16 protein-coding genes are annotated in these 16,619 nt (G+C 66.0%); 13 read left to right on the top strand and 3 right to left on the bottom strand.

The genetic code is table 11. The features are described from left to right. Positions 1-4: 4 nt before the first annotated feature. The 12 genes from J2Y55_RS25555 (at position 5) to J2Y55_RS25500 (ending at position 12,071) form a co-directional block, all read left to right on the top strand. Positions 5-922, top strand: a complete 918-nt coding sequence (locus J2Y55_RS25555) for an NAD(P)-dependent oxidoreductase (RefSeq protein WP_310159129.1) — start codon at positions 5-7, stop codon at positions 920-922. After that, positions 919-1,821 carry a branched-chain amino acid ABC transporter permease gene (locus J2Y55_RS25550; RefSeq protein WP_310159126.1) on the top strand — a complete coding sequence of 301 codons (903 nt, stop codon included), beginning with the start codon at positions 919-921 and terminating at the stop codon, positions 1,819-1,821. The genes J2Y55_RS25555 and J2Y55_RS25550 overlap by 4 nt, the downstream gene beginning before the upstream one ends. Further along, positions 1,814-2,791, top strand: coding sequence for a branched-chain amino acid ABC transporter permease (locus J2Y55_RS25545; RefSeq protein WP_310159124.1), 978 nt, complete (start codon positions 1,814-1,816; stop codon positions 2,789-2,791). The genes J2Y55_RS25550 and J2Y55_RS25545 overlap by 8 nt, the downstream gene beginning before the upstream one ends. Beyond that, positions 2,788-3,570 (top strand): ABC transporter ATP-binding protein, encoded by a 783-nt coding sequence (locus J2Y55_RS25540; RefSeq protein ID WP_310159120.1) that lies wholly within the window; start codon positions 2,788-2,790, stop codon positions 3,568-3,570. Before J2Y55_RS25545 ends, J2Y55_RS25540 begins: the two co-directional genes overlap by 4 nt. Next, positions 3,563-4,324, top strand: a complete 762-nt coding sequence (locus J2Y55_RS25535; RefSeq protein ID WP_310159117.1) for an ABC transporter ATP-binding protein — start codon at positions 3,563-3,565, stop codon at positions 4,322-4,324. The genes J2Y55_RS25540 and J2Y55_RS25535 overlap by 8 nt, the downstream gene beginning before the upstream one ends. Positions 4,325-4,409: 85 nt before the next feature. Continuing rightward, positions 4,410-5,207 (top strand): N-acyl homoserine lactonase family protein, encoded by a 798-nt coding sequence (locus tag J2Y55_RS25530; RefSeq protein ID WP_310159114.1) that lies wholly within the window; start codon positions 4,410-4,412, stop codon positions 5,205-5,207. Positions 5,208-5,500: 293 nt separating this feature from the next. Beyond that, positions 5,501-6,718 (top strand): FAS1-like dehydratase domain-containing protein, encoded by a 1,218-nt coding sequence (locus J2Y55_RS25525; RefSeq protein ID WP_310159111.1) that lies wholly within the window; start codon positions 5,501-5,503, stop codon positions 6,716-6,718. Positions 6,719-6,732: 14 nt separating this feature from the next. Continuing rightward, the gene (locus tag J2Y55_RS25520; protein ID WP_310159107.1) at positions 6,733-7,914 is read left to right on the top strand and encodes a CoA transferase; all 1,182 of its coding nucleotides are present in this window, start codon (positions 6,733-6,735) and stop codon (positions 7,912-7,914) included. Continuing rightward, a complete protein-coding gene (locus J2Y55_RS25515) occupies positions 7,911-9,104 on the top strand; it encodes a CaiB/BaiF CoA transferase family protein (protein WP_310159105.1) in 1,194 nt (397 codons plus the stop codon). The genes J2Y55_RS25520 and J2Y55_RS25515 overlap by 4 nt, the downstream gene beginning before the upstream one ends. 21 nt (positions 9,105-9,125) lie before the next feature. Continuing rightward, on the top strand, positions 9,126-10,016 hold the full coding sequence (locus J2Y55_RS25510; RefSeq protein ID WP_310159103.1) for an HTD2 family dehydratase: 891 nt from the start codon (positions 9,126-9,128) through the stop codon (positions 10,014-10,016). Beyond that, positions 10,013-11,236, top strand: coding sequence for a CaiB/BaiF CoA transferase family protein (locus J2Y55_RS25505; protein WP_310159100.1), 1,224 nt, complete (start codon positions 10,013-10,015; stop codon positions 11,234-11,236). The genes J2Y55_RS25510 and J2Y55_RS25505 overlap by 4 nt, the downstream gene beginning before the upstream one ends. A 13-nt stretch (positions 11,237-11,249) precedes the next feature. Further along, positions 11,250-12,071, top strand: coding sequence for an HpcH/HpaI aldolase/citrate lyase family protein (locus J2Y55_RS25500; protein WP_310159097.1), 822 nt, complete (start codon positions 11,250-11,252; stop codon positions 12,069-12,071). On the opposite strand, the gene J2Y55_RS25495 is transcribed toward J2Y55_RS25500, so the two are convergent. The 3 genes from J2Y55_RS25495 to J2Y55_RS25485 are packed head-to-tail and all read right to left on the bottom strand — an operon-like array spanning position 12,068 to position 15,747. After that, positions 12,068-13,288, bottom strand: coding sequence for a cytochrome c (locus J2Y55_RS25495; protein WP_310159095.1), 1,221 nt, complete (start codon positions 13,286-13,288; stop codon positions 12,068-12,070). The two genes, J2Y55_RS25500 and J2Y55_RS25495, sit on opposite strands and share 4 nt — an antisense overlap. Further along, complete coding sequence (locus J2Y55_RS25490) at positions 13,285-15,048, bottom strand: GMC family oxidoreductase (protein WP_310159092.1); 1,764 nt, start codon at positions 15,046-15,048, stop codon at positions 13,285-13,287. The genes J2Y55_RS25495 and J2Y55_RS25490 overlap by 4 nt, the downstream gene beginning before the upstream one ends. A gap of 18 nt (positions 15,049-15,066) precedes the next feature. Next, complete coding sequence (locus tag J2Y55_RS25485) at positions 15,067-15,747, bottom strand: gluconate 2-dehydrogenase subunit 3 family protein (RefSeq protein ID WP_310159089.1); 681 nt, start codon at positions 15,745-15,747, stop codon at positions 15,067-15,069. A 281-nt stretch (positions 15,748-16,028) separates the two neighbouring features. Here J2Y55_RS25485 and J2Y55_RS25480 point away from each other — a divergent pair, with 281 nt between their 5' ends. Next, positions 16,029-16,475 carry a cupin domain-containing protein gene (locus tag J2Y55_RS25480; protein ID WP_310159087.1) on the top strand — a complete coding sequence of 149 codons (447 nt, stop codon included), beginning with the start codon at positions 16,029-16,031 and terminating at the stop codon, positions 16,473-16,475. The last annotated feature ends 144 nt before the right edge of the window (positions 16,476-16,619 follow it).

The following is a 16,619-nucleotide window of genomic DNA, read 5'->3' as shown; positions in this document are numbered from 1 at the left end:
GACCATGACCGAAAACGCGACCATCGGCTTCATCGGGTTGGGCGTCATGGGCGGCCCGATGTGCCGTAACATGGCCCTCAAGCATGGCGGGCGTCTCATCGCCTTCGACCTCAACCCGGCCTCCTTCGATGAGGCCCTGGGGGATACCAAGGCCGAGCGCGCCGCTTCGATCGCGGAGGTCGCACATGCGGCCGACGTCATCTTCCTCTCCCTGCCCGGCGGAGCGCAGGTCAAATCGGTCTGCCTCGGCGAAGGCGGGATCAGCGCCTCCGCCCACACCGGGGCGATCATCGTCGATCTCAGCACCACTGCGGTCGAGCTTGCCCGCGAGGTCGCGCGCGAGCTTGCCGCCCAAGGCCTGGAATTCGCCGATGCACCGGTGGCGCGGACGCGGGAAGCGGCAAGGAGAGGGCAGCTCAGCGTGATGGTGGGAGCGCCGGAGCCGCTCTACGCGCGCATCCGGCCATTGATCGACTACATCGCGACCGACGTCACCCATGGCGGCGAGGTCGGCTGCGGACAGGTCCTGAAGCTCGTCAACAACATGCTGGTGTTCGAGCATGTCGTGGCGCTCGCCGAGATGATGGTCGTGGCCGAGCGCGCCGGGGTGAAGCCTGAGGTGATGCTGGCGGCGGTCTCCAAGGGCTCCGGCGACAGCTTCGTCCTGCGCAATCACGGCATCAACGCCATGCTGCCGCACAGCTTCCCGGACAAGGCGTTTCCGCCGGAATATGTGCTCAAGGACATCTCCTATGTTCTCGAGCTTGCACGCGGCTGCGAGGTCACGCCGCATCTCGCCGAGATGACGCGGCGCTATTACCAGGCCTCGGCCGAGACTGGCGGCAGCGGGCGCTATTTCCCCGCGGTGATCGAATTGATCGAGAAGGGCGGCGCGCCCGCCGGCGAGGAGGTGAAGGCATGAGCTTCAACCTCCTGCGGACCGGCGGCGACCTGCTTTCTCTGATCTGGGCCGGAACGGTCGCGGGGTGTCTTTATGCCCTGGGCGCGCTCGGCCTCGTCATGATCTTCAAATGCTCTCGCGTCGTGAACTTCTCGCACGGCAATGTCGCGGGGCTGGCCGCCTTCCTGGTCTACGGATTCTCGACCGGATCATTGCTGCAGCTCTCCTGGGGGTCGGCCGTCCTGCTGGCGCTCGTCATCATCGTCGCGCTCGCAGCGCTGACCTATGCGCTCATCGCGCCGCTGATCTTCGAGTCCGAATTGACCAGCACCATTGCGACGCTGGGCATCGGTCTGATCGCCCAGGGCATCATCCAGCTGCTCTTCGGCGCCGATATCGTCAGCATGGATCTGCCGATCCCGAACTGGCACATGACCATGCTCGGGCAGCGGATCACCTCCTATGATCTGACGATCCTGGCCGCGACAGGCGTCATCGTCACTGGCCTGTTCCTGGTCATCGACAAGACCCGGCTCGGCATCGCCTTCCGGGCGGTTTCAGCGAACCCCTTCGCAGCGGAGATCTGCGGCCTCAGCCTGCGCTCGGTCCATGTCTTCGCCTGGGTCGTCGCAGCGGCGCTCGGCGTGACGGCCGCGCTGCTGATCGTTCCCACCACCTTCCTGAGCTCGACCACCGTCTCCTCCTTCATGCTGCAGGCTTTTGCGGCGGCGGTCGTCGGCGGCTTCAGCAGCCTGCCGGGAACGGTGCTCGGCGGGATCGTGGTCGGCATCCTCGTCAACCTGTTCAGCTTTTACGTCTCGCCGGAGTTCAGCAACACCTTCCTGCTCTGCGTGATCCTGGTGACGCTGAACATCTTCCCGAACGGCCTGCTCGAGAGGGGAACCGGATCCCGTGTCTGACGACGTCCTTTCGGCCCCGCCCGGTGCAGCATCGGAGCGGGCGATGAGCGAGCGGCCCTGGCTCCTCGGCGCCTCCGCCCTGCTCGTCATCGCGCTCATCGCGCTGCCCCTGGCGATCCAGGGCTTCTGGCTCTACAGCCTCGGCCTTTGCTTCGCCAACGGCCTGGGCGTGCTCGCCGTGACCTTCCTCGTGCGCTATGCTGGCGAGGTCTCGATCGGCCACAGCTTCTTCGTCGCCGCCGGGGCTTATACGGTGGCGATCGCGGACCGCTCCTTCGGATTATCGGCTCTCGTCAGCGTCTGGCCGGCGATCGCGCTGGGGGTTCTGCTGGGCATCGGCTTCGCCTTCCCCTCGCGGAAGCTGTCGGGGATCTATCTGGCGGTGACGACGATGGCGCTGGCGCTGGCGCTGCCGGAATTGATCCTGCAGGCCGGCCCGTGGACCGGCGGGTTCGAAGGGCTCTACGTCTCCCGCGAGCTTCTGCCAGGCGTCCCGAAACCACTGCAGCAATATTACTTCGCGCTGGCAGCCCTGGTCGTCGCAACTGCGATGCTCGGCAGGTTCCGGCAATCGCGGCAAGGATTGGCGCTGCTGACCGCCCGCTCCCATCCGGCGGCGGCCGAGGCCTTCGGCGTCGGCCGGGACTGGGCGCGCGTCTCGGCCATGGGCATCAGCGGCGGCCTCGGTGCGGCGTCAGGCGCGGCTCTCGCCTTCACCAGCTCGACCGTGTCGCCCAACAGCTTCACGCTGTGGACCTCGATCTTCCTGCTCGTCGGATCGGTCGTCAGCGTTTACGGACTGACGCTCGGGCGCGCCTTGCTCGGCGGCGCTTTCGTCACGCTCGTGCCCCAGCTCCTCGCGGGATCGGGCGATTGGATTCCGATCCTCTACGGCGTAGCCCTTCTCGCCGTCATCCTGGCCGGCCACTATCTGCCGCGCTGGCGCGCCGCGGGGAGGTCCGCATCATGACCGGCGCCAACGCCCCCGCACAGCTCGAGGCGAGCAACCTGTCGCTGAGCTTCGGCGGTCTCTCCGTCCTCAAGGATATCGGCGCGGTCTTTCAATCCGGCGAGATCACCGGGCTGATCGGCCCCAACGGCGCCGGCAAGACCAGCCTGTTCAACTGTTTGGCCGGGCTCTACCGGCCGCAGCAGGGGAGCATCCGCTTCGCCGGCACGGATTTCGGCGCACTCCCCACGACCCAGCGCGCCCGGCATGGCATGGCCCGCAGCTTCCAGCATGTCGCTCTGTGCCCCGATCTGACGGCGATCGAGAATGTGATGTTCGGTCTCTCGCGCCTGGGCAGGAGCGGCTGGGCCGGGGCTCTGCTCGGCCTGAAGCTGGCGCGAACGGAAGAGGCCGACGCACGACACCGCGCCGAGCAGGCGCTGAAAAAGCTCGGCATCGCGGACATCGCCAATATGCTTCCGGCGGAACTGCCGCCCGGCATCCTACGCCTGGTCGAAATCGCAAGGGCGATCGCCGGCACGCCAAAGATTCTGCTGCTCGACGAGCCCGCCGCCGGGCTCAACGCGGCCGAGACACGCGAGCTCACCCGGGTTCTGCATCAACTCAGAACGCCCGACCTGGTCATGGTCGTGGTCGAGCACGACATGGATCTCATCATGGAGATCTGCGACCGGATCTATGTCCTCAATTTCGGGAAACTGATCGCACACGGCACGCCGGACGCCGTCCGCAGCGATCCGGAGGTGGCCCGGATCTATCTGGGAGAGGACGATGACTGATCTGCTCACTGTCAGCGGCCTGTGCGCGCGATATGGACGCTATGTCGCCGTCAGCGATGTCGGGTTGAGCGTGAAGACAGGCGCCGTGGCGGCCCTGCTGGGCGCCAACGGAGCCGGCAAATCGACCACGCTGAAGGCCATCGCCGGCCTCGTCCGCGCCGAAGGCTCGATCATCTTCGACGGCGAGGCGGTGGACGGCCTCAGCACCCGGCAGCGGGTCCATCGCGGCATCGTCTATGTCCCAGAGGGCCGGCAGATCGTCGCCACCCTGTCGGTCGGCGAGAATCTCACGCTCGGCGGCTACCATGTCGATGGCGGCCTGCGCGCGCAGCGGCAGCAGATGGTGCTGGACCTGTTTCCCGAGATCGCCAATCGCGTCAACCGGCCGGCCTGGATGCTGAGCGGCGGCGAACAGCAGATGCTGGCGATCGGGCGGGCGCTGATGGCCGGGCCGCGCCTGCTGCTGCTCGACGAACCCTCCCTCGGCTTGGCCCCGCTCCTGGTCAAGCGCGTCTTCGAGCGGCTCGAGATCGTGCGCGGCCAGACCAATCTCTCTGTCGTGCTCGTCGAGCAGAATTTCCGGATGAGCGTGCAACTGGCCGAGGAGGTCTATTTCATGCGCGGCGGCCGAATCGTCAGCCGCCACCCCGCATCCGCGCTGCGCACGCCTTCCGCGCGCCAGGATGCGATCAACAGCTATCTCGGCCCTGCCCAGGGACATGACGCGTCGGCGGTGCTGGTTTCGCCGACCTAGCCAAGCGCCGATAACGACTCGAGTCAGAACCGCAGGCATTGTGCCTGATGCATTATCAAGCCACGAACGCTCCAAGGTGACTGCGATGTCGACAGCCGGCGCGATACCTCCGTATGAGCTCTACGCCATCCGCTATGCGACCAACCGCAAGCGCACCCGGGGCCAGAACTTCATTTTCGAGGCGCAGCCCGAGACGCTGCAGCCCATGGACTTCTACAGCTGGGTGGCGATCGGCGAGGCGGGAACCTTCGTCATCGACACCGGCATGGCCAGAGCCAAGGCGGAGAAGCACGGGCACGACTATCTGCACTGCCCGATCGACAGCCTGCGCCTTCTGGGCGTGGCGCCGGAGCAGGTGGAACGGGTCGTCATCACCCATCTCCATTACGACCATATCGGGAATGTCGGGGCTCTTCCGAAGGCGCGCTTCGAGCTGCAGAAGGCCGAGATGGACTTCGTCGTCAGCCCCTTCATGCAGAAGAATTGGTGCCGCCGCGCCTATGAAGTCGATGAAATCTCGCATTTCGTCGAACTTCTGCATCGGGATCGGCTGGTTCTCCACGGCCCGGACAAGCAGATCGCTCCGGGGCTCTCGGTGCATCTCGTCGGCGGGCACTGCGCGGGCCAAGAAATCGTGCGGGTCTGGACCCGCCGCGGCTGGGTCGTGCTCGCCTCCGACGCGCTGCATTACTACGAGGAGCTGGAACGCGGCGTGCCGTTCACCGTGGCCTTCAACGTCGCAGAGATGCTGACCGCCCATGACCGGATGCGCGAACTCGCCGAATCCGACGCGCATATCGTCGTCAGCCACGACCCGCTCGTGAGCGAGCGTTACCCCCCCGCCAGGCCGGATCTGGCAGGCCATATCCTGCGTCTCGACTAGCCGTCCCATCGGCCCTCCGCGGGGAACAGAAAGCCCATCCTTCTCCGCCGCGATTGGTGGAAGCGGCATTGACCACCTCCCTCAATTAATGCATTGTGCATTCTATGAATTGAGATTAAGGACTGACCGGGAGAGCCAGGGATCGGGAGCCCCCTTCCGACCCGGCGCTTCCAGAGGGCTCGCATGCGAACCGCGGGATGAAGCCGAGGCGGCCATCCGCCGTCCCGGCTTCATCCGGCAGGCGACATCCGCAGCCGGCCGACAGCCGGGCTGCCATTGAAAGGACATCCACCATGAACGTCGTCGAAGCCCTGAAGCCCAACGCGAATGTCGGAGACGCCCCGGCAGAGGGAAAGATCACCGACCAGGCGGTCGCCGAGGCGCGCAAGATGATCGGGCTGCAATTGCGCCCCGAGGGGCCCTATCTCCAGGACGCCACGGCGGACACGCTGCGCAATTTCTGCAACGGCATCGGCGATCTCAACCCGATCTATCGCGAAGCGGATTATGGCGGCGTAAGCCGCTACGGGTCGCAGCTCGGCCACCCGATGTTTCCCATGGCCTTTGGCTGGGTCGGCCGTACGCGCTGGGGCCTGCCCGGCGTCCATGGCTTCTATGCCGGCAATGACTGGGAGCTCTTCCGCCATATCAGGCCGGGAGACCGCATCACGGCGATCGAGCGTGTCGTCGGCGTCGAGGAGAAGGAGAGCAAGTTCTCCGGCCGCCTCGTGCTGCAATATGTCGAGGCGAGCTACAGCAACCAGCATGGCGAACTGATCGCCCGTGCGCTCGGCACCTGCACGCGCCATGAACGCAAAGCCGCGCGCGACGCCGGCAAATACAAGGACATCGTGCCCTACGAATACACGCCCGAGGAGTTCCAGCAGCTCGATCAGGCGATCATGGATGAGGAAAAGAACATCCGCGGCAGCCATATTCGCTACTGGGAGGATGTCGTCGAGGGCGAAACGCTGCCCAGCATCGTGCGTGGACCGCTCTCATTGATGGACACGATGGGATTTCTCGTCGGCTGCGGGCGCGGCCACACCCATGGCGTCGTCTTCAAGGCGGCGATGAAGCATCCCGGCCATTTCTTCCGCAATCCGGAAGCCGGCGGCGGCATCGAATACACCGGCATCGGCCATCATCGCGAGTCGGTCGCCAAGGAAGTCGGCGTTCCCGGCACCTATGATTATGGCCCGCAGCGCTCATCCTGGATGTGCAGCCTCGTGACCAACTGGATGGGTGACGCCGCCTTCCTCAAGCGCGTCCGCACGGAGATGCGCCGCTTCAACACCATGGGCGACTCGACCTGGTGCAAGGGCAAGGTCAGCCGGAAATACATCAAGGACGGCCATGCCCTCGTCGATATCGAGATCTGGGGCGAAAACCAGCGCGGCGAGCTCACGACGCCGGGCCTGGCGACCGTCATCCTGCCGGCGCGCGACGTGAGCATTCGCGTCGCCTTTGATGGCGCGGCCCTCGACCTGGACCTCCCTGTCGTCCGCTGAAACCGAGGCACGCCGTGCTCAAGCAGTCGAACCAGCAGCCGCTCGCAGGGGTCAGGGTCGTCGAATGCTCGCACGGCGTGGCGGCGGCCTATTGCGGCCGCCTCCTCAGCGTCATGGGCGCGGAGGTGATCCTTCTCGAACCCCAAAGCGGGCACCGGCTGCGACGGGAGCCTCCCTTCCTGGCCGAGGCACCGGATACGAGCGCGCTCTTTTCCTATCTCGCTGCCGGGAAGCAGAGCGTCATCTGCGACCTCGCGGAGGATATGGGGCGGGCAGAGCTGGATGCATTGCTGGCCGATGCAGACATCCTGATCGACGACACGCCCATCGCGGAGCGGCGTTCGCGCGGGCTCGATCCCGATGACCTCTCCCGGCGATTTCCGAAGCTGATCCCCGTCTCGGTTCTGCCTTTCGGGGCCCATGGGCCGAAAGCGGGATGGCGGGCCGAGGAAATCAACGCCATCCATGCCACGGGCGAGGGCTTCCTGTTGCCGAACGGGTTGTCGGTGGAGCTGTTCCCCGATCGCCCGCCGCTGAAGATCTACGGGCATTTCACCGCCATGCAGGGCGGCGTCGCGGCCGCCCTCGCCGCGCTCTCGGCGCTATGGGCCGAACAAGGTCAGTCTGCCGACATATCGGTTCAGGATGCCGGCCTGGCCGTTGCCTGTTTCGCGGTGCAGCGGCTCGGCGACGGTTCGCTCGAACACCGTGTCGAGCGCTCCTTCAAATATGGCGGCGTGCTCGAATGCCGCGACGGCTTCGTCGAGGTCCTGACATTGGAGGAACGCCAATGGACCGCGATGGTCGAACTGATGGGCCATCCCGCCTGGGCGACGGACAAGGCGCTTGACGATGCCCTGGAGCGCAGCCGGCGCGGCGCCGAGATCAACCGCTACATCCGGGCCTGGGCCCGCGACCACGATGTGGTGGAACTGGTCGGCCGCGCCCAGAGGCTCGGCGTGCCGATGGCGCGCTACAACGCCCCGGCCGACATCCTCTGCGACCCGCATGAGCAGGCCAGGGGCCTGTTCCAGCCTGTCGAGATCCCCGGTGTCGGGACAAGGTCGATGCTGGTGGCGCCCTTCCATTTCGGTGGTTCTCCGCTGCGGCTCGCAAGCGGCCCTCCGGCCCTGGGCGAACATAGGCTTGCCGCCCCAGCCATCAGGGCGCGCAAGGTCGTGGGAGCAGCCGAATGAAACCCCTGTCCGGCATCAGGATCGCGGATTTCACGGTTCATGCGGCTGGGCCGTTCTGCACGCATATGCTGTCGCAGCTCGGCGCCGAATGCATCAAGATCGAGAGCGCGCTGCGGCCCGACATCTTCCGCAAGCCGCATCCGGTTTATGGACGCAACGGCCCGGCCAGCTTCGACCAGGTGGCGTCGAACAAGCTCTCCGTGCGGATCAACCTGAAGCATCCCGAAGGCATCGCACTCGCCAAGCGGCTGGTCGCCGTCTCGGATGTCGCCGCGGAGAGTTTCCGCCCCGGCGTGATGGCGCGTCTCGGCCTCTCCTATGACGCCTTATGCGCGGTAAAGCCGGAGATCGTGCTGGTTTCGGTCTCGTCCTCGGGCCAGACCGGCCCCGATTCTCATTTTGCCGGCTACGCTCCTCTGTTCGGCGCCTGGGGTGGGCTCGGCTATCTCACCGGCTATGCCGACGGCCCGCCGGTCGAAATGCGGCATGTCATGGACCATTCGGTCGGGCTGAATGCCGCGATGGCGACGATGGCGGCGCTGCTGCAGCGCCGACGGAGCGGCAAGGGCACGCATGTCGATGTGGCGGCCCGCGAAGTGGCGTCTTCCCTGATCGGAGAAGCGCTGCTCGAGGCAGCGACCGGCGGCGCGCCCCGGCGCATGGGCAATGACGACCTGCGCATGGCTCCGCACGGCGTCTATCCCTCGCGCGATCACGATCGCTGGCTGACGATCGCAGTCGGCACGGACCGGCAATGGGCGGCGCTCGCCGGGCTCATCGAACAAGCAGGGCATTCAGTCGATCCCCGCTTCGACACGGCAGCCTATCGGCAAGCCCATGGCAGCGAGCTCGATGCCCTCGTCGCGAGCTGGACCCGGCAGCAGGACGCCGCCACCGCCGCGGAGCTTCTGCAGCGCGCCGGCATTCCAGCCCATGTCTCCTGGACCACGCGCGACATTGTCGAGGACGAGCACCTCCAGGCGCGCAACGCCGTCGTCCATGTGGCCGAGCCCGACGGGCGCATGCGCGCGGCAGTCGGCGTGCCGATGCGCTTCTCCAGCACCTCGGATGTCGGCATCGCGCGCGGCACGCCCCGGCTCGGCGAGGATGAGGATTACGTCTTCGGCGAGCTTCTCGGCATCGGGCGGGCCGAGCGCCAGCGCCTGGCCGAGGCCCAGGTGATTTTCTGATTGCGGATTGGACAGGACGCCGTGACGGAGCAGAGCAGATTGATCGCAGAAACCACCCCCGCCCCGCAGGACTGGTTGGACTGGATCGGGCGAAGCGAAACGGCGCGCGACATCATCACGGTTGAACGCGCTGCTGCGCTCGCTGCGACACTCGACGTACCGCCCCCGGCCGCCGGCGACGCGCTCCCGCCGGGATGGCACTGGATCTTCTTCAACAGTTTCGTGCCGCGCAGCGAGGTCGGCACGGACGGCCACCCCAAACGGGGTGGCTTCCTGCCTCCCGTACCGCTGCCGCGACGGATGTGGGCGGGCGGGCGCATCGATTGCCTCGCCCCGCTGATTCTGGGTCAGACCGCGACCAAGACCAGCGAGATCACGAAGATCGAAAACAAGTCGGGACGGCGGGGCAATCTCGTCTTCGTCACCGTCCGCCACATCATCAGCATGGGAACCGGACCCTGCATCGTCGAGGAGCAGGACATCGTCTATCGCGACCCGCCGCTGCCTGGCGCAGCGCCCCCTCAGCCTGAGCCCGCACCAGTCGCCCCGGCGCATGTGATCGAACTCAGCCCGGATCCCGTGCTGCTGTTCCGCTATTCCGCGCTGACCTTCAACGGCCACCGCATCCATTACGACCGCAGCTATGCGCAAGCGGAGGAAGGCTATCGCGATCTCGTCGTGCACGGCCCCTTGCTTGCGACCTTGCTCCAGGGCCTCGCCAGCGCAGCCCGCCCCGATGCGAGGCTGCGACGCTTCGCGTTCAGAGGCTTGGCGCCGGTTTTCGTCGATGCGCCCTTCCGGATCGAGGCAAGCCCAGGCGCCGGGCCCGACGATCTTCTCCTCTGGATCCGCGATTCCGGCGGTGGCCAGGCCATGGCGGCAAACGCCGTCTACGATCGAGACACGCCATGAACCGCAGCATCCTCACCGGTAAGACCGTCCTCGAGATCGGGTCTATGCTGGCGGCACCCTTTGCCGCCCATATCCTGGCGCAGCTCGGGGCCGAGGTAATCAAGCTGGAGCCGCCCGCCGGCGACCCGACCCGCAACCTCGTCCGCGGCGGGCCAAGTGGGACCTACATCGCCTATAGCCGCGGCAAGAGGAGCCTCTGCCTCGATCTCGGCAGCGATGAGGGCAAGGCGGTGTTCGAGCGGCTTCTACAGAGGGTCGACATCGTCCTGCACAATCTCGCCCCGGGCTCGGCGCGCCGTCTCGGGGTCACCTATGAGAACTGCGCGCGGCACAACCCCAATATCGTCTTCTGCCATATCCGCGGCTATAATGACGGCCCGCAGGCCGAGGACCTGGCCTCAAACCCGATCGCCGAGGCGGCGACGGGTGTCATGCATGCGCATCGCATCGACGGACGACCGACACGGCTCGGCCCCTCCTATCACGACCAATTCGCCGGCTGCTACGCCGTGATCGGGATCCTCGCCGCCTTGCTGGATCCCGCCACGGGACCCGCCCAGCGCAAGATCGAAGTCGGGCTCTATGAGGCGGGCCTGCATGTCGCGGCCCGGGACTTCGCCGGCATCCAATTGAAGCTGCACCTCACCGGAAAGCCCGATCCGGAGCCCTCCGGCGAATTCAGCATGCCCGGCTATGGCGCCTACGAGACCACGGACGGGCGCTGGATCTATCTGGTGATGCTGACGGACCGGCATTGGAGCGATTTCTGGGCGGCGCTGCGCCAACCGGTCGATCCGAGCCTGGCAACGCTGCGGCAACGCAAGAAGGAACGGCCTCATGTCGAGGCGCTGGTCCGGGCCGCCGTCAAGCGCTGGTCCTATGACGAGATCGCGGCGCAGCTTGCCGCCGCGCGCTTCGGCTTCACCGAGGTGCTGCCGATGGAGCGCGTGCTGGAGGCGCCGCAGGCCCGCCATGGCGACAAGGTCGCCCATTTGCTCTTCCAGGACATGGGCTTCGACCTGCCGGACCTGCCGTTCCAGACCGACGCTCCCAGTGCCGCCGAACTGCCGCCGCCGCTGCTCGGCGAGCACACGCGCGAGATCCTACGCACGCTTGCCTTCAACGACACCGAATGCGACGCGATCATCCGGTCCGGAGCCGCGGTCGAGCCCGTTCCAGGCGCGCCGGTCTGGGCGCCCCTGCGCGCGCCGGCGGCCTAGACGGAAACAGAGCATGATTCTCGAGCGAAGCTTTCTGTTCGTCCCCGGCGACAGGCCCGAGCGGTTCACCAAGGCGGTTGGGGCAGGAGCGGACCGGGTCATCATCGACCTCGAAGACGCCGTGCTGCCTGACGCCAAGGAGGCCGCGCGCGACCATATCGCGAACTGGGCCTCGTCCTCCGAGGCGAAAGAGATCGCGGTCCGGGTCAATGCCATCGACACGGTGTGGAACAGCGACGATCTGCGCCTCGTTGCGTCCCTGCCGAACATCGTCGCGGTCATCCTGCCCAAGGCTGAAAGCCGCAAGACAGTCGAGGCGGTAGCCGCGCGCCTGCAGCGCCGGCAGCAGCTCATCGCACTGGTCGAGACCTCTCTGGGCTATGTCGACCGTCTCGATCTCGCACGCTCGCGCGGGCTGAGCCGGCTCGCCTTCGGTTCTGTGGATTTCTGCAGCGAGACCGGCATTCGCGGCCTGGGCAGCGAGCTCGACCCTGTTCGCATCGAGCTCGTGATCACGTCGGCGGCGACGGGGCTGCCGCCCCCGATCGACGGCGTGACGCTCGAGGTCAAGAACGCCGATCTGCTCGCCGCGGATATCGAGCGCGCCAGACGGCTCGGCTGCGGCGGCAAGCTCTGCATCCACCCGGCCCAGGTCGCGGCCGTGAACGAGGGCTTCTCCCCCACCAGCGACGAGATCGACTGGGCCAAGCGCATCATCGCGGCCGCCAGCGCAAGCGGCGCCGTCACCGTCGACGGCAAGCTCGTCGACAAGCCGGTGCTGGACCAGGCGCGGAAGATCCTGGCGGCCAGCGGCCGTGATGCAGCCTCAACCTAGCGCGCGAGCTTCGCGCGCATGTCCTTGACCTGGGCCGGCGTCACCGCCGGGGCGGCGTTGCCCCAGCTGTTGCGGACATAGCTGAGAACGCTCGCCACCTCGGCATCGCCCAGATTCCAGGCGAAGGACGGCATCGCCGGGGTCGTGGGCCTGGCCTTGGTCGTTCCGGCCTGGCTGCCCTCGAGCACGACGCGGATCAGGGAGGTCGGGTCATCGCCATTGACCACCGGCGCCTTGGCCAGTTTCGGGAACAGGAAGGGAGCGCCCTCGCCCGAGCTGACATGGCAGGCCGAGCAACGATCGACGAAGACGGCCTTGCCGGCCAGCATCAGGGGATCGCCGGCATCGAGCGGCCGCGGCGGGGCGGCGCCTGCGCCCTTGATGTCCTTGAGATAGGTCGCAACCGCGTTCAGATCGGCATCGGTCCAATATTGCGTCGAGTTCGCGACGACCTCGGCCATCGGGCCAGAGGCGATGTCGAAGCGGTTCGCACCGGTTTTCAGGTAAGCAACGATATCCTCGGCCGCCCAGCCGCCGATACCCTTATGGGCGTCATTGGTGATGTCGGGCGCGACCCAGCTCTGCAGGTTCCCGCCGCGCAGGAACTGGTCGGTCTTGTCGGCGCCGAGCAGGCTCTTGGGCGTATGGCAGGTGCCGCAATGGGCGGGTCCGTTGAGGAGATAGGCGCCGCGATTCCATTCGGCTGATTTGGCCGGCTCGGGCTTGAATTCGCTGGGCGAGAAATTCAGCAGGTTCCAGCCGATCATCACCGTGCGAATGCTGAACGGAAAGGGCAATTGGTTCGAGACGACGCGGTTGCTGACCGGCTCGATCTTCTGGAAATAGGCCCAGAGATCGGCGATATCGGCCTCCGTCATGGCGGAATAGGCTGGATAGGGCATCGCCGGATAGAGCCGCTTGCCGCCCTTGCCGACGCCCTCTTTCAGCGCACCGCGGAAATCGGCATAGCTCCAATTGCCGATGCCGGTCTCGCGATCGGGCGTGATGTTCGATGGAATCAGCTTGCCGAAGGGCGTGTCGAGCGGCGCCCCGCCGGCGAAGGGCCGACCGCCGGGCTTGGTGTGGCAGGCGGCGCAATCGGCCAGGACGGCCTTGTAGCGGCCCGCATTGATGCGGTCGAACAGGTCGGAGGCGAAGCCGCTCGCGCTGACGAGTGCGGCTGCGACGACGCCGGCGAGAAGCGCTGCCTTCTTCATGCCTGCACCAGCTTGCCGGGATTCTTCAGATAATGGTTGCGGATCGCATCCGCAGCCCAGAAGGCGAGCGCACCGACAGGGCCGGTCGGGTTCTTGCCGGCGTTCTGCGGAAAGGCCGAGGCGCCGACGACGAAGACATTGGGCACGTCCCAGCTTTGCAAATGGCGGTTGACCGCGCTGGTGTTGGGATCCGTTCCCATGATCGCGCCGCCGGTGTTGTGCGTGCTCTGATAGGGCACGGAATTCCAACCCTTGCGCGTCCGGCCGACCACCGCCTGCTTGCCGCCGAGCGCGGTCGCGATCTGCTGCATACGGTCGCTGACCCAGTTCGACATGCGGATGTCGTTGTCGGGGAAATCGAAGGTGACGCGCAGCAAGGGCCGGCCGAAGCGGTCCTTATAGGTCGGGTCGAGATCGAGATAATTGCCGCGTGCGGCGTAGGACGAGCCCTGCGAGCTGAAGGTCAGCGTATTGCCGTAATTCTCCTTGGCTGCCTTCTTCCAGGCGCTGCCCCAGCGTGGCGTGCCCGGCGGCGTCGGCCGGTAGGCGATCGGCCGGCCATTGGTCGGGATGCAGTTGATGCCGGCGCCGCCGACGAAGTCGAGAGCGGCATGGTCGAAGGCGTCGCCATTATAGTCGTCGACCGTCTGGCCGAGCGCGCCGGCCGCGATGAAGGGATTGAAGTTCTTGCCCTCGAAGAAGACCTGGGTCGAGGCGTTGGTCTGATAGGCATAGTTGCGCCCGACCGTGCCCGTGCCGGTCGCGGGGTCATAGGGCGTGCCGATCTTGGAGAGCAGCATCAAGCGGACATTGTGCAGGCCGTAGGCGTTGAGCAGCACGATATCGGCGGGCTGCTCGCAGAGCTCGCCGGTGACGTCGACATAGGTCACGCCCTTGGCCGTCTTGCCGTCGGATGCGAGATCGACCTTGAGCACCTCGCATTCCGTACGCGCCTCGAAATTCGACTTGCGCATCAGCACCGGCAGGATCGTGGTGTGGGCGCTGGACTTCGAATAATTGGCGCAGCCAAAACGCTCGCAGAAGCCGCAGAAGGTGCATTGCCCCATCGCGATGCCGAGCGGATTGACATAGGCCTTGGAGAGATTGGCCGACGGCGTCGGGAAGGGATGCAGGCCGATCGAGCGCGCCGCTTCCGCAAACAGCGTCGGCGCATAGGTCATCTGCATCGGCGGCAGTGGATATTCCCGGCTGCGCGGCCCCTCGAAGGGATTGCCGCCGGCCTCGATCTTGCCGTTCAGATTACCGGCTTTGCCGGAGATGCCGGCGAGATATTCGAAGCGGTCGAAGGCATTCTCCAGCTCGTCATAGCTGACGCCCCAATCCTGCACCGTCAGATCGGCGATGCGGCTTGCGCCATAGCGCTCGGTCAGATGCGTCTTCAGGACGAAATCGCTCGGGAAGAAACGCCAGGTGTGACCGTTCCAATGCGTGCCCGCGCCGCCGACCCCGGTGCCCGGCAGGAAGGAGCCGTAATCGCGCATCGGCAGCGCCGTCTGCGAGATGGTGTTGCGCATCGTCATCGCTTCCTGCGCCGGCTGCAGGAACAGGTCCTTGCGGATGGCGTAGCGCAACTCGTCGGGCGCATAGGCGACGTTGAAATCGGTCGCCGTATCGCGCCAGGGTCCGCGCTCGATCGCGACGACATCGAGCCCGGCATCAGTCAATTCATGCGCCAGGATCGCGCCCGTCCAGCCGAGGCCGACGATGACGACATCCTTGCGGGGCAGTTTCCTCACCATCGTGCCTGATCCCGCCGGTTACTTGCTGCCGACCTTCCACTCCGGCCGGCCGGCGATCGAGAGCGGCGGCAGAGGGAAGGGCTGGTTATGGGCCGTGACATAGTCGCGGTAGTCGTAGCGGGCGCCGGGGAAGCCGAGCAGCTTCCAGCCCGCCATATCCTTGTTGCCGCCATAGATCGGGTCGGCGAAGAAGCCTTCCATCGTGTTCTGCAGCAGCAGGTTGAAGAAGCCGGCGGCGGCGGGATAGGCGACCTTGCCGGCATCGAAATCACCCAGCACCTTGTCCTGGTCGGCGGGGGCGAGATCGGCGAAAGCTTTGCCGGCGAATTGAGAGCGAACATGCTGCGCCAGCGCGGCAAGCCCGGCCCGGTAGCGCGCCACCGGCGCCTCGGCACCCTGATAGCCCTGCGTCGGCAGGCCGGGCAGGAACGGGCCTTGCGTGTAAAGCCGCTCGGACGAGCCGTAGCTGCCGGCAAGCTGGCGGTCGATAAAGGTCGCGCAGCCGGCCTCCTTGCCGCCGATGCTGAGATCGTCAGCCGGAATCAGACGGTCGACGATGGCCTCGACCATCCGCACCTCATCAGGCGTGAAGACATACCAGCGCCCTCCGGGCAGCGGCTGCGGCGGCAGCGCCGCGAACGGCTTCCACGGCAAGGCTCCGGAGTGCTCGGCCGCCCTCGCGCCGGCGATGGAGGCCACGAGCAAGGTCATGCCTGTCGAAGAAAGGAAACCGCGGCGACTGGGGCGAAACGGTGTGGATGATGTCATGCCGGCCTCGACTGTCCGCATCGCTGGCCGGACAAGCCGCAGCCATTGCTAACCAGGCGAGGCTCTACTTTCGATTGAGAACAATCAACATCCGATCAGAGCGGTACTGCCATCCGCCAGGTGCATGGAGAGGCCCGTGGGAGCGGCCGCGCATGCTGGCGACCCTCTTCCATCGCTGCGCGTCATATGCTGAGAGATGAGGGGAGATCAGCTTGTCTCGACGCGACACCGGGCCGGCCCACGAAATCACGAAGGATGAAGGCATTCCGATGCAAGTTCTCGATCACAACACCCAGCCCTTGGAAAAGTGGCGTGACGGCGTGATGACCCTGATGCGCGCCTCGGCAACGGTGCAGAGCAAGCAATTATGCATCTTCGACCAGTTCTGCGACCCGGGGCTGGGAGCCCCCATGCATATTCACGCGGTCGAGGAGGTGCTCGAGGTTTACGAGGGTACGGCCGAAATCTACCTTCGCAATGAGAGCATGATCGTGACGGCCAATCAGTCCGTGCTGATCCCGGCCGGCGCCCGCCACGGCTTCAAGAATGTCGGCACCGGCATTCTGCGCGTGCGCGCGACCCTGGCCGCCGCCATCTTCGAAGCGTCCTATGACAACAGTAGCGAGTTGTCGCGGCGTTATGTGCCGCAGGACGCATGACGCCTCCCTGTGCGCGAGAGCGGTTGGGCGCTTAGAGTTTCGAGACGGACTCTAGGTCACATACTCATAAACGGGATTCCCTGCGGGACTGAGTTCTGATTCATTGATCTCAGCCTTGGAGGTTGAGATGGCTCGCTTTGACCT

The organism is Allobosea sp. BE125, assembly GCF_031456075.1.
In the GTDB taxonomy this organism is placed as follows: domain Bacteria; phylum Pseudomonadota; class Alphaproteobacteria; order Rhizobiales; family Beijerinckiaceae; genus Allobosea.
Note: the sequence above shows the minus strand (reverse complement) of the source record. Positions and strands in the feature narration are given on the sequence as shown.